6 protein-coding genes and 8 pseudogenes are annotated in these 13,146 nt (G+C 58.9%); 8 read left to right on the top strand and 6 right to left on the bottom strand.

The genetic code is table 11. The features are described from left to right. Positions 1–2: 2 nt before the first annotated feature. Positions 3–341: a nitrate reductase cytochrome c-type subunit gene (locus PZL22_RS30275; RefSeq protein ID WP_284718818.1), complete on the bottom strand. Its 339-nt coding sequence runs from the start codon at positions 339–341 to the stop codon at positions 3–5. On the opposite strand from PZL22_RS30275, the pseudogene PZL22_RS30270 reads away from it, so the two are divergent. Together PZL22_RS30270 and PZL22_RS30265 are read left to right on the top strand one after the other, a co-directional pair. After that, a pseudogene (locus tag PZL22_RS30270) lies at positions 315–664 on the top strand (molybdopterin dinucleotide binding domain-containing protein); the annotation flags it as partial. The gene PZL22_RS30275 and the pseudogene PZL22_RS30270 sit on opposite strands and share 27 nt — an antisense overlap. Then, positions 634–828, top strand: a pseudogene (locus tag PZL22_RS30265) (nitrate reductase cytochrome c-type subunit); the annotation flags it as partial. The pseudogenes PZL22_RS30270 and PZL22_RS30265, both read left to right, overlap by 31 nt. A 2-nt stretch (positions 829–830) precedes the next feature. On the opposite strand, the pseudogene PZL22_RS31750 reads toward PZL22_RS30265, so the two are convergent. The 3 pseudogenes from PZL22_RS31750 to PZL22_RS30255 all read right to left on the bottom strand — a co-directional run. After that, positions 831–1,010: pseudogene (locus PZL22_RS31750) on the bottom strand (hypothetical protein); the annotation flags it as partial. Then, positions 1,010–2,304, bottom strand: a pseudogene (locus PZL22_RS30260) (molybdopterin-dependent oxidoreductase); the annotation flags it as partial. The pseudogenes PZL22_RS31750 and PZL22_RS30260, both read right to left, overlap by 1 nt. Then, positions 2,235–2,483 (bottom strand): annotated as a pseudogene (locus tag PZL22_RS30255) (cyclic nucleotide-binding domain-containing protein); the annotation flags it as partial. The pseudogenes PZL22_RS30260 and PZL22_RS30255, both read right to left, overlap by 70 nt. A 94-nt stretch (positions 2,484–2,577) precedes the next feature. Between PZL22_RS30255 and PZL22_RS30250 the strand changes: the two are divergent. The 6 genes and pseudogenes from PZL22_RS30250 to PZL22_RS30230 form a co-directional block, all read left to right on the top strand. Then, positions 2,578–3,054, top strand: a pseudogene (locus PZL22_RS30250) (LuxR C-terminal-related transcriptional regulator); the annotation flags it as partial. A gap of 24 nt (positions 3,055–3,078) precedes the next feature. Further along, positions 3,079–3,496: pseudogene (locus PZL22_RS31745) on the top strand (transcriptional regulator). A gap of 759 nt (positions 3,497–4,255) precedes the next feature. After that, a complete protein-coding gene (locus PZL22_RS30245) occupies positions 4,256–4,429 on the top strand; it encodes an adenine nucleotide alpha hydrolase family protein (RefSeq protein ID WP_153408333.1) in 174 nt (57 codons plus the stop codon). A gap of 606 nt (positions 4,430–5,035) precedes the next feature. Beyond that, positions 5,036–6,235, top strand: coding sequence for an ATP-grasp domain-containing protein (locus PZL22_RS30240; RefSeq protein WP_127701945.1), 1,200 nt, complete (start codon positions 5,036–5,038; stop codon positions 6,233–6,235). Between the two features lie 1,167 nt (positions 6,236–7,402). Then, on the top strand, positions 7,403–8,389 hold the full coding sequence (gene trxB / locus PZL22_RS30235; protein ID WP_088196036.1) for a thioredoxin-disulfide reductase: 987 nt from the start codon (positions 7,403–7,405) through the stop codon (positions 8,387–8,389). A gap of 388 nt (positions 8,390–8,777) precedes the next feature. Beyond that, positions 8,778–9,005 (top strand): annotated as a pseudogene (locus PZL22_RS30230) (MFS transporter); the annotation flags it as partial. A gap of 226 nt (positions 9,006–9,231) precedes the next feature. Here the strand turns inward: PZL22_RS30230 and PZL22_RS30225 are convergent. Continuing rightward, entirely contained in the window at positions 9,232–10,923 is a 1,692-nt protein-coding gene (locus tag PZL22_RS30225) for an MFS transporter (RefSeq protein WP_284718740.1), read from the bottom strand. 676 nt (positions 10,924–11,599) lie between these two features. Beyond that, entirely contained in the window at positions 11,600–12,799 is a 1,200-nt protein-coding gene (locus PZL22_RS30215) for an ATP-grasp domain-containing protein (RefSeq protein ID WP_088196045.1), read from the bottom strand. Positions 12,800–13,146 lie beyond the last annotated feature (347 nt).

Here is a 13,146-nt window from a genome sequence, read left to right as displayed (position 1 = left end):
GCCTACTCGCTCCCCGCCTGGCTGACGCCCATCTCGCTCATGTCCCGGAAGGTGTTGCCGACGAGCGGTCGCACGTCCGCCTGCGGCACGTGGCAGGCTGTGCAGAAATAGCGCCGCGGCGAAACGTCGGCGAGCATCTGCCCCTCCCGCGTCATGTAATGGGTGACGCTGATCATCGGCGCGCCGGACTCCTGTGTGAGTTCGCGCTTGTGGCAGGAAAGGCATCGGTTGGTGTTGACCGAAAGTTGGTAGCCCTCGATCGAATGCGGGATGACTGGGGGCTGGTCGGGATAGGCGCGCTCCTTGCGGACGATGACCTCGCCCCCTATGACCGCTACCACGAGGAGCGGGGGCTCCGCTGGCCTGTCGTCGACGGCAAGGAGACGCTCTGGCGTTCCCCGGTGCAGTCTGCTTCATGAATGCGGGCGACGCACGCGATCGCGGTATCAACCAGGGGGCCGAGGTCAGGATCGTTTCCCGCCGCGGCGAGATTCGCGCGCGCGTCGAGACGCGCGGCCGCAACCGCATGCCGCCGGGCGTCATCTTCGTACCCTGGTTCGACGCCAGCAGGCTGATCAACAAGGTGACACTCGACGCAACCGATCCCATCTCCAAACAGACGGACTTCAAAAAATGCGCGGTCAAAATCGTCTCTGTCGCATGATGAGAAGCCCTGGATCGATGCTGGGGGCGCCGTTGGCCATCCTGGTCGTCGCAACGGGAGCAATCGCGCAAATGGCTGACAAACGGGTGCCGGAGCTTTCCGGCCCGCCGCAGGAAATGGGCGAAGTAGAGGCGCACCCGATCCCGAAGTGGGTTGTTGACGACGGCCCGTGACCGCGCCCGAAGGAGGCATATTCCTCGAACAGGCCCTTCTGGATGTAGAAGCCGAAGGCCTCGGCCTCGCGGTTGGCGTATTCCCTGCTGATCTCGCTTGCCGGGAAGCGGTCGACGTTGCCGTTCTTGAAGAGCACGTCGTAGAGGGTCTTGCCCCGATAGCCGGGACTGGCGCCTTGTAGAGTTCCGGCACCCGCATCGTCATCGAGCCGGAATGCCAGTGCTCGAGGACGCGGCCCGTCACCAGCCAAACGTTGTATTCGTCGTCGGGAGATTCCGCCGGCGGCTCGTAGGGAACGGCGAGGATCACCGCCTTGCCGTCCGGACGACCATAGAACTTCACGCCCTCCCCCGGCTTCACGTAGGGATCGTAGCCTTCCCGGTAGCGTCGAGGATGTCGGTCGGCCACACCTCGTCGGTGGTGAAGCGCTTGGAAAACTCCACCATCTGCCAGAGATCGGAACGGGCCTCGCCGGGCGCATCGACGAGCTGGTGCCAGACATGGGTGCGCCGCTCCGCATTGCCATAGGCGCCTTCCTTCTCCACCCACATGGCGGCCGGAAGGATCAGGTCCGCGCTCATAGCGGTGATCGTTGGATAGACGTCGGACACGACGATAAAATTGTCCGGATTACGATAGCCCTGATAGGTCTCGTTCTGCGTATTGGGAGCCGCCTGGACGTTGTTGTTGACCTGCACCCAATAGAAATTGAGCTTGCCGTCTTTCAGCATCCGGTCCTGCTCAACCGCATGGTATCCGGGTTTCTCCGGAATGATGCCGTGGGGAATGCGCCAGATCTCCTCGGCATGCTTGCGGTGCTCCGGATTGGTCACGGTCATGTCGGCTGGCAGCCGGTGGGCGAAGGTGCCGACCTCGCGCGCCGTCCCGCAGGCCGAGGGTTGACCGGTCAGCGAGAACGGGCTGTTGCCCGGCTCGGAGATCTTCCCGGTCAGGAGATGCAGGTTGTACACCATCTGGTTGACCCAGACGCCGCGCACATGCTGGTTGAACCCCATGGTCCAGAGCGACATGACCTTGCGCTTGGGATCGGCATAAAGGTCGGCCAGTTGTTCGAGGAATCCGGCCTCGACCCCGGTGAGTTCGACCACCTTGTCGAGCGTGTATTCCGACACGAAAGTCTTGAAGCTCTCGAAGTCGCTCGGCGTCATTTTAGCCGCATCCTTGGCGTTCACGGCCTTGACCTCGAGCGGATTGTCGGGCCTCAGGCCATAGCCAATGTCGGTCGCGCCGAGCATGAACGTCGTATGCTTCCTGACGAAATCCTCATTCACTCTGCCGGTCTGGATGATGTGGTTGGCGATGTAGTTCAGGATCGCCAGATCGGTGCCCGGTTTGAAGACGATCGGGATGTCGGCCAGATCCATGCTGCGGTGGGTCCCGCTTCGAACCCGAACATTTCGCCTGGGAGATGAAAGGATACGACTTGTCGGCGTCCATCTGAAAGGAGGCGGTAGACACGCACGGCTCCGGTCGAAACCTGATAGCACCTGTCGTTCAGATCGCCCTGGGCATAGATCTCGCGACCTTGGCTTGAAAGTGCAGACAAGAGGGACCTGGAAATTGGGGCCGGTCCAAGGTGTTCGGCCTCGATGGACTGTGGTTTGGCTTGTGCAGCGGCGTACATGGATTATCCCCCGTTCGATGTGGGGACAGATTGGCAACTCGCGTGACTTGAAGAAATTCGGTAAGATCACTAAGCGTAACCACCTAGCTGCTTCAGAAACGGGGTTCTCGTCACGGACCTGAGAATGCCTGACATATCCGGCGTAGAGCTTCTGCGCAATCTCGGCGATCACAAGATCAATATACCCCTCGATCGTGGTTACCGGGCACGACGACGTGCCCATGGCGGTAGAGGCCATGAAAGCGGGAGCCGTGGATTTCATCGAGAAACCTTTCGAGGATACCGTGATCATCGAGGCAACGTGAGGGCATCTGAACATCTGGTGGCTGCGGAAGCCGATGCGGACGAAGCCAACGATATCCGAGCAAGGCTCCAGACGCTGAGCGAGAGAGAACGCCAGGTGCTCTCCGCAGTCGTCGCGGGCCTTCCCAATAAGTCGATCGCCTATGATCTGGACATCAGCCCGCGCACTGTCGAGGTGCACCGAGCCAATCTGGCGGCCAAGATGAAGCCGAAGAGCCTTCCCCATCTCGTGCGAATGGCTCTGGCCGCAGGTTTCGGTCCATCCTGATTTCTACTGAGTTGATCTCGCGCAATGCGCAGCACCGCCGCAAGCGCACTACTAGAGGCCTACGGCGGCACACATACGTCAGTTGAGCGGGATTCGAATTGGTGGCTAGAAGTATCATAGTCTTCGTTGCAGCGGACCAGGGCCTCCGGCGGTCCGTGGCATTCGCCCTTGAGGTCGAGGGATATGCCACCGAATCCTACGACAGTGCAAAAGGCTGAAGCCTCTTGCCGGCAAGCGCTCTGCAAGTTCTCCACGATGCCATACTAAGATCCGAGCCTCAGGCCGCCGCGCAATTCCTTAGCAATGGGGCGGCCGGGCCATACTGCTGGTGGATGGCCTGTCGGCCCTTCAGCAACGTGTGGACAACACGACATTGACGAAGCCGTTCACCGGTGCCGACCTGCTTGGCGTGATCAACAGCCTGACCGAAGCAGCTAAGTAGTTACGCTTAGTGATCTAATCGAATTTCTCCAAGTCACGCGAATTGCCAATCTGTCCCCACATCGAACGGGGGATAATCCATGTACGCCGCTGCACCAGCCAAACCACAGTCCATCGAGGCCGAACACCTTGGACCGAAATACGTCCACATCAATGCTTTGTGATGACGTCAGTGGTTGGCACGGTTGATGCTGGAAGAGACAGAAACGCTGGCACACATATGATTGGAGCCTGGAGCGATACCATGCACCTCGTAGTCTGTATCAAGCAGGTGCCGGATTTCTGCGCGAATTCACGTCGCTTCAGTGACGAGCACGATCATGCGCCTTGGGAAGGCGCCGCACGCGCCTTGCCTTCCGATCGCGCAGACAATCCCCGTGCGAGTTGACATGCGCCGCCCTCTCAAAAAATGCCCGCCATTGCAACTGCGGCATTCATCACCTCCGCGTCCTATACGCAAAGAAACCAGTCGAGCGGATGATTGCCGCAGCCATATGACATTGTCCGTCGCCTCTGTCGGCCCCTCGACACAGATTGTTCCTTCAAGCATGCGGCCAATTTCCCGATCTAACTATTTGAAAGAAAGCAATTAGCATTATTTCAGTCACGTCTGCGACCTGGCACGACTTTTGCACGATCATCCCCCTAGGAAGCGGTAAGAAGACACAATATCGCGCAAGACGGTCAGGACCATTCCGGTTGCTGCTTAACGCTTGCCAGCAACGCTGGCACACATGTGATTGGAGCCTGGAGAGACACCATGCACCTTGTAGTCTGCATCAAGCAGGTGCCGGATTCCGCGCAAATACGCGTCCATCCGGTGACCAACACGATCATGCACCAGGGCGTGCCGACCGCTATCAACCCCCACGCCTCGAGGGGCCTTCATCGCGCCCTCGCCGGCAGCTCGCGCATCAGCCGCCGGGCGAGTTGACATGCTCTGCCCTCTCCAAAGTACCCGCTATTGCCACTGCGGCATTCTCCGCTCCATCACTTCAGCGCCCTAAGCGAAGAAGCCCGGCGTCGTGCGGATGACTGCCGCGTCCATGCGACATTGTCCTTAGCCTTGTCGGCTTTACGACACAGATTGTTCCTCCAACCGTGCGGCCACTTTCCGATCTAACTCTCTGAAAAACAGCCATTAGCATTATTTTAGTAACTCCCATCGGCCTGGCACGCCTTTTGCACGATCAGCCCTGGGCGCGCATGCTGTTGCGCATTCATGTGTCCGAACAACCGAAATAGTTTAAACAACAAAGGAAGCAAGATGGCAGCTCCGCGTCAGATCGCGTTCTACGGCAAGGGGGGTACCGGCAAGCCCAAGCGAAAGCCTGAGCCGGTAACCGCATCCAAGGAAGATAGATGCCTCGGCTCCCCGTCAAAAAACGAGGCGCACTTCCACAGCCGCATGAACGTCATGGCTAGAATGCGCGGCGGCCACGGCTTCCGCGTTCCGTCCGCAGCTTCAAGGAAGGCAACGAAACATAAATCGAAAGGTCAACCAAGGCCGAAAGCGCTCGTTCTGCTTGAAGGCACTAGAATGGGTACTGGTCAGCGATACGTCCAAGCGGCCAAGCGTCTTGGAGTGCATCCAATTGTCCTGTCGGCTGATCCGGCCCGTCACAACTATCTGACAACGGAAAACATCGAGGCGATCCGTGTCGACACGGACGATCTCGACGCGCTGATCCGTGAATGCTCCCGGCTTCGGGAGACCTATGACATTGCTGGTATTACCGGCTTTCCATATCCCGGCGAGGCGGTCTATGCGACCGCTGCCAAGCTCTGTCGGCATTTCGGTCTACCGGGCCCAAACCCCGCATCGATTGATCAATGCTGCGACAAATTCAATCAACGTCAGCTGCTCGCCGAGGCTGGGGTTCCCGTGCCTGCTTACCGCATGGCCACGAATGCGGCGGAGGTAGAAAGGGCTGCCGCGGAGATCGGCCTGCCAGTGATCCTGAAACCGGCCGCTGGCGGCGGAAGCACCGGTGTCCGTTTGTGCCGCGATGCCGAGGAACTAGCCGAACATACGGTCTATCTGCTGGGCGGAACGTACCAATGGCAGACTTCGCCGAGGATACTGGTCGAAGAATTCGCACAGGGGCCCTATTTTATTGCTGATATAATGGGAAATAGGGTCATTGAGATAGGCGCCGGTAAGTTCGGACCGCCGCCACATTTCGTCTATCGTGAGTACACCTATCCGGCCCCGCTGACTGATGACCAGCGGGCGCGTATCACCGATGTTTCGCTGAGCTGCCTAGGCGCTCTCGACCTTAACTGGGGACCAACGAACATTGAATTCCGGTGGACAGAGCGTGGCCCGGTTGTCATTGAAGTCAATCCGCGTCTTGCTGGCTCGCCCGATCCTCAGCTGATTCAGCTGGCTTGCGGTGTCGATCTTATTACCGAGCACATCAAGCTTGTCATTGGCGACGAATGCGATTTGCGCAAAAGGCATTCGCAGACTGCGTCCGCACGGTTCCTGGTTCCGGATCGCGCTGGCACCCTCGACCTTATCGATGGCGCCGATCAGGCAGCTGGTGTACCGGGTGTCGCCGAGGTCACATGGTATACTAAGCCCCCGACGCCGATCATCATGAAAGGCGACTGCCGAGACTGTATCGGACATGTCATCGCCGCTTCTCCAACCCCTACTCAAACCTCGGCGATACTTCAGCGTGCAGTCGACTCAATCACCTGGTCGATTACACCGTTTCCGACCATTGACGAATAGGAACGATCCGTTACCTGCACCAACGCCGGTGGACTGGGCTCCGGAATTGGGAAAAGGGGGATAAGTGGGGTTCTGCGCGGCTGCGACCAGAATGGCTGCGAACAGGGGAAACGATGAGCAAGAAACCCAGCCCGAACCACTCCCGGGCTTTCAAGGTAGTTCAATCTCTACAACCGGACGCGTGGCGACGAGGCATACGACATTGTCCGTCACCTTTGTCGGGTTCAGCGACACAGATAGTTCCTTCAATCGTGTGCTCATTGCACATCTCAACAGCTGAACGGCAAATTCAGCTCACTCGAGCGACATGGCACCACTTGTGCGGGATTATCCCTGGGCGCCCATGCTGTTGGGCATTCATGTGTGTGCCTAACACCCGAAATGTTCAAACAAACGAGGGAAACAAGGTGGCAGCTCTGAAGCGGAGAACGTTCGTCGTCGAACGGGGCAGGGGTCGGCAAGTTCAAGCGGGAGCGTAAGCTGGTGGCATCGATCGAAGACGAACGCCCAGGCTTCCCGCCAAATAACGGCGAGCGCAAAGAGAAGGCGCCTTGCCGCTGAAAGCCAAAGTTTCGGAAGAGCGCCCACGTCTCCACATGCCTCGACGCTTGACGACCACCCATACGACATTGTCGCTTTTGTCGGCTTGGCGACGCAAGTTGCGCGTTCAACCGTGCAGTCAACGAGGCCGTTCACCGTCCCGTTCAAATAGCGACCACCTCTGAGACCGTCCTCAACATCAGTCGTGCGAGGTTGTTCCGCAGTCCCGACCGCACGGTGACGCTGCTCGTTGATCGTGAGGCCCAAGGCCGTCTCTGTACGCCCTTCGGGCGCCAGTGCTGACATCCCACTAAAGTTGCGCCTAAGCGGGCGTGCCAAAGCAGCATAAGACTGCAATTTCCAAAGCTGACCAGCGGCACTGTCCGATATCACCCTTGGCAGCATCATTGTGTCACCACACAGGGAACCCGGCCGACACGATTGCTCTCACCAGATTGGTTCAGAACCGCTGTCTCAGCCCTAACGCAGAACCCAAACCCCAAGCCCCAAGCCCTTTCGATCTGCTGAGTGCTTCACAATGCGCAAGGAGCTGCCTTTGCTACACCACCCCCCCGAGGCCGCGTCACGGCCGACCCACCGGACCGTTACGTAGGAGGAGATCACATCATGAACACCCACCACGCCAGGGTCCTGATCATCGGGGCCGGACCGGCGGGCTATACCGCTGCCATCTGCGCTGCCCTTGCCAACCTGAAGCCACTCCTCGTAACCGGCCGGCAGGCCGGCGGCCAGCTCACCACCATGGCTTATGTCGAGAACTTCCCAGGTTTCGCTGAGCCGGTCAAAGGTCCCTTGCTGCTGGAGCAGATGCGGCAGCAGGCAGAAAATGTCGGCACCAAGTTGATGTACGACATCATCACCTCTGTCGATCTCTGGAAGCGGCCATTCCGTCTCCAAGCTCACTCCGGCGACACGTATCTCGCCGACGCACTCATCATCGCGACGGGAGCCCAGCCCCGGTGGCTTGGCCTTCCCTCAGAGAAGATATTTGCTGGATTCGGCGTCTCCGCCTGCGCAACCTCTGATGGCTTTTTCTATCGAAACAAGGAAGTGGTCGTTGTCGGCGGCGGGAACACAGCCGTGGAGGAAGCGCTCTATCTGTCGAACCTTGCCTCCAAGGTCACAGTCGTCCATCGCCGAAATCGTTTTCGAGCGGAGCCGATCTTGCAGGACCGCCTTTTGGCCAGACCGAATGTTAACGTCATTTGGAACCACGTCATCGATGAAGTTATCGGCGAGCGCGAGCCGCGGAAGTCGGTGACGGGCGTTCGAATTCGTGACGTGAATACCGGCGACGCGAAGGAACTGCCCACGCACGGCCTCTTCATAGGTCATGATCCAGCAACCGCCTTGTTTCGCGGTCAGTTGGACATGGACCGGGCCGGCTACATCAAGGTTGGTCCCTGGTCGACGAAGACATCCGTTCCGGGGGTACTCGCGGCCGGTGATGTAATCGACCCGGTCTTCCGTCGGGCGATCAGCGCCGCCGGCATGGGAAGCATGGCGGCCCTGGAAGCCGAGAAATTCCTGGCCGAGCCGGTCGAGACGCCGGCCGAGATGCGTGAAATAGAAATAATCGGCGTATACGGCTGAGATTGGCGGCATTCATCGGCTGAGGTCCGCGCCTCGGAAATCTCAGGAAATCGGGAAGAGTAGCAATCAAACGGCCTTGCACCCCAACAGCAGCGCTTGTCGTTGCGCTTGTTTGGGCAACTCAAGGGACTGGCCTGAACAAGTTCTGGGCGCCGCGCCAGGGTCAGAGCCCCGCATGAACGCGAAACATGCTTCACAGCGTGAACGTTGACGGAAGCCTCGTGGATTACGCTTAGCGTGGACTTGTCGGCGGCACCCGCGCTTCGCTGGCAGAATCCGGCGAAGTCACTGCAATCACGGCTGCCTGCAATCACGTCTCAGGGAGCGCTGGATATCCTGCTGCGTCGCAGCAACGAGGCTCGAAGGCCTGCCTGAAAGTCAGAGAGACATGCAGCACGTCGACCCCCATCAATCCGGTTCAGCAATCCTCGCTCCCCTCAGAAACGGAGTTTTTCGTTCGATCTGGACGGCCTCACAAATTTTCAGTCTCGGGTGGCTCGTGCAAACGGTTGCCATCAGTTGGCTGATGGCAACCATTTCGGCGTCCGATCTGATGGTTGCACTGGTCCAGGCTGCGTCGACGTTGCCGGTATTCTTCCTGTCGATCCTCGCCGGCTGCACAGGTCAAAAAACTCCAACAATGCTTCACGGGATTCCTATACTGGCAACCTGCGCATGATCCGCGGGTGCGCGTAATCCCCGACATAATATTCGAGCTCGCATGAGATCCCTCAGTCGGGTGCGTAGCGGAAAAGAAGGGGCGGGCTGTGCCCATCGAGGTAATGGTTGTTGGGGAAGCAATCCGCGATCCTCGATTCAGCTACTGCGCGGGCGCTTTTAGTTCAGGAGCTTGGTGCACAGATCAGTGCGTTCCCGATCATTACACAGGTGAAAGCAAGTAAAACGATACCGGCGATGATCGGGCCGGCCGCGGGCGCGACGAGCTCCATGGCGCTGCCGGTTACCGACGAGCCAACGGCGCTGCCGCTGGCATAGGCAAGCGTAAAAGCAGCGCTGCCACCAACGAGGGCGCCGCCAGTGAACCGGTCGCCAAGCATCGTCACAGCGCAGGTATAGAGCGCGGAAATTGCCGCTCCCATCAGCGCAAACGCTGAAAGAACTCCAAGTTCCGAAGGGACGAACGGAATCGCGACAAAACTCACGCCGGCGATGAAGGCTGAGCAAATGGCAACGCTGTGGCGCGATGTGCGGTCGAGCAGCCAGCCGATTAGCGGCTGAACAATTGCCGACGGCAAAGAGAGCACTGTGACGCTGAGGGCGGCAAAGGTCGCCGAATGACCCATCCGGACGAAATAGACCGGCAATTCGGAGATCGCGGTTACATCTGCAAAGGCGAAGGCGCTGACCATGGCAATCAGCAGTGGCGCCTTGCGGAAAAATTTGAACAGTTCACCCGGCGCCCCCCGCTCGGGCTGGGTGCGGGCGTGACGGCCGAGAAGAAAGATCAGGAAGGCAGCAAGTGCGACAAAAATCGCCAGCCAGGCAAACGCAAGGCCGGCGTCGGTGCCGAAGAAGAGGATCGCCAGCGGCACAGCAGCGAATCCACCGCAGAGTCCCATGCCGTATACACCGGAGACTCGTCCGCGAAGGCGGTTTGGACAGGCGCTGTTCAGCCACGCTCCGCTCAGAACGGACGTTATGCTGGAGCAGAAGCCAAGCGCAGAGCGTGCAACGAACCAAACCCACGATGAGTCGAAAGCCGCGAAGATTGCGAGGCTGCAGGCACCGCCCATGAGGCCGAGAACGATCAGGTAATCGCCGCGTATCAGATGCGTAAGGCGGCCGACGGCGAGGGTTGCTACGGCAACACCCGCGGCATAGGCGCCGGAATTGAGCCCGGAGATGGTCGGCGAGACCCCACGCTGCTCCAGCACCAGTGAAATCAGCGGAAAGGTAAGCCCTTGGGCGATTGCAAAGGCAGTCACTCCGGCGATCGCCGTGGCAATGGCAGCGACATCGGGCGCGAAATCTGCACATTCAGTCTGATGACTGGCCGCAGCGGCGGTAATATCAGCGGTATCATACGGGCAAGGCGCGAGTTCTTCGAACAGTAGTCGCCGCGGCGCCTGCCACACGAGCGTCTGCCCCGTCACATTGCTTGTATGTTCGGCTATTTCGTCGACGATTCGATACATTCCGGCACCGCTGCCGCTGACCGGCTTTACGACCACCGGCAGGCAGATCTCCACGGCAGCGCTTTGCAGCTCTGTCGGATTCCCTACCAATGGATCGGCAAGCATCGGGAGGCCGGCCGGTGACAGCATCCCACGTTGACGTACTTCATCGCTGCCATCCTGAGTTGACTCGGAATCCGGTACTGTTAGGCCGAAATAGCGGCAGAGTTCAGCAACTGTCCCCTTGCGCCCCGAAAAACAAACGATGCCAGCAATATCATGGGTCGCTCGCAGCCGAGAACATGCGCGCTTCAGCGCATCAAGATCGTTGGTATCGACCTGGATTGCATCGACGCTTTTCGCCGCAAGATAGTCGTACCGAGACGGATCAACAGCCAAGCTAACTGGATAAAGTCCAAGACGCCGTGCTGCTTGAACGTATAGTAGGCCATTACCCGTTGATCCTTCGACCAACACAAGTGCTCGTCGTTTCATTGGTGTTGACCTTTCCTTGAGGTTCACCGCTTAGTCCTGTGGAAATGTCATGGGCGCCCCCGATTGGAAAATTCGGCGATCACCGCCGGCAAATGGATGAGAGTGGGGTCTCCATAACCGGGGAAAGTCAGCACTCAGTTACTGGAGAGCCGCGATGTCGAAGGACGGCAAAGCGTCTTCAGCAATTCGTCTCGCACCGTCCAAACGAGCCAGTCGTCGTCGTTGGTTCACCACGCCGGCAAACGCGGAACTGGGCCATGCCGCTCTCGACGCAGATAGGCGTATAACCCCGATGGCCCACCGGCGGCTGCGCTGCCTCGGAGTTGGGCCCTCCATTGGCCCATCCGGTTTGGATGCACATCAGACCGTTGGACCAGTTCGGCAAGAGTCTTCTTGCGCTTCACGGCGACCAAGGCCACTTCGGCCTTGAAAGCCCGGGAGTGGTTCGGGCCGGGTTTCTTGCTCATCGTTTCCCCTGTTTGCAGCCATTCTGATCGCAGCCGCGCAGAACCCCACTTATCCCCCTTTTCCCAATTCCGGAGCCCAGTCCACCGGCGTTGGTGCAGGTAACGGATCGTTCCTATTCGTCAATGGTCGGAAACGGTGTAATCGACCAGGTGATTGAGTCGACTGCACGCTGAAGTATCGCCGAGGTTTGAGTAGGGGTTGGAGAAGCGGCGATGACATGTCCGATACAGTCTCGGCAGTCGCCTTTCATGATGATCGGCGTCGGGGGCTTAGTATACCATGTGACCTCGGCGACACCCGGTACACCAGCTGCCTGATCGGCGCCATCGATACGGTCGAGGGTGCCAGCGCGATCCGGAACCAGGAACCGTGCGGACGCAGTCTGCGAATGCCTTTTGCGCAAATCGCATTCGTCGCCAATGACAAGCTTGATGTGCTCGGTAATAAGATCGACACCGCAAGCCAGCTGAATCAGCTGAGGATCGGGCGAGCCAGCAAGACGCGGATTGACTTCAATGACAACCGGGCCACGCTCTGTCCACCGGAATTCAATGTTCGTTGGTCCCCAGTTAAGGTCGAGAGCGCCTAGGCAGCTCAGCGAAACATCGGTGATACGCGTCCGCTGGTCATCAGTCAGCGAGGCCGGATAGGTGTACTCACGATAGACGAAATGTGGCGGCGGCCCGAAATTACCGGCGCCTATCTCAATGATAGTATTCCCCATTATATCAGCAAGAAAATAAGGCCCCTGTGCGAATTCTTCGACCAGTATCCTCGGCGAAGTCTGCCATTGGTACGTTCCGCCCAGCAGATAGACCGTATGTTCGGCTAGCTCCTCGGCATCGCGGCATAAACGGACACCGGTGCTTCCGTTGCCAGCGGCCGGTTTCAGGATCACTGGCAGGCCGATCTCCGCGGCAGCCCTTTCTACCTCCGCCGCATTCGTGGCCATGCGGTAAGCAGGTACGGGAACCCCAGCCCCTTCCAGCAGCTGCCGTTGGGTGAATTTGTCGCAGCATTGATCAATCGATGCGGGGTTTGGGCCCGGTAGACCGAAATGCCGACAGAGCTTGGCAGCGGTCGCATAGACCGCCTCGCCGGGGTTTGGAAGACCCGTAATACCAGCAATGTCATAGGTCTCCCGGAGGCGGGAGCATTCACGGATCAGCGCATCGAGATCGTCCGTGTCGACACGGATCGCATCGATGTTTTCCGTTGCAAGATAGTTGTAACGCGCCGGGTCAGCTGACAGGACAATTGGATGCACTCCAAGACGCTTGGCCGCTTGGACGTATAGCTGACCAGTACCCATTTTAGTGCCTTCAAGCAGAACGAGCGCTTTCGGCCTTGGTTGACCTTTCGATTTGTGTTTCGTTGCCTTCCTTGAAGCTGCGGACGGAACGCGGAAGCCGTGGCCGCCGCGCATTCTAGCCATGACGTTCATGCGGCTGTGGAAGTGCGCCTCGTTTTTTGACGGGGAGCCGAGGCATCTATCTTCCTTGGATGCGGTTACCGGCTCAGGCTTTCGCTTGGGCTTGCCGGTACCCCCCTTGCCGTAGAACGCGATCTGACGCGGAGCTGCCATCTTGCTTCCTTTGTTGTCTAAACTATTTCGGTTGTTCGGACACATGAATGCGCAACAGCATGCGCGCCCAGGGC

Source organism: Ensifer meliloti (assembly GCF_030064585.1).
Taxonomy (GTDB): domain Bacteria; phylum Pseudomonadota; class Alphaproteobacteria; order Rhizobiales; family Rhizobiaceae; genus Sinorhizobium; species Sinorhizobium meliloti.
This window is presented reverse-complemented; position numbering and strand designations above follow the sequence as displayed.

Excerpts from the sequence above, each read along its gene's own strand:
- PZL22_RS30240 (WP_127701945.1), top strand. The coding sequence starts at position 5,036 with ATGGGTACTGGTCAGCGATACGTCCAAGCGGCCAAGCGTCTTGGAGTG.
- PZL22_RS30215 (WP_088196045.1), bottom strand. The coding sequence starts at position 12,799 with ATGGGTACTGGTCAGCTATACGTCCAAGCGGCCAAGCGTCTTGGAGTG.
- trxB (WP_088196036.1), top strand. The coding sequence starts at position 7,403 with ATGAACACCCACCACGCCAGGGTCCTGATCATCGGGGCCGGACCGGCG.
- PZL22_RS30245 (WP_153408333.1), top strand. The coding sequence starts at position 4,256 with ATGCACCTTGTAGTCTGCATCAAGCAGGTGCCGGATTCCGCGCAAATA.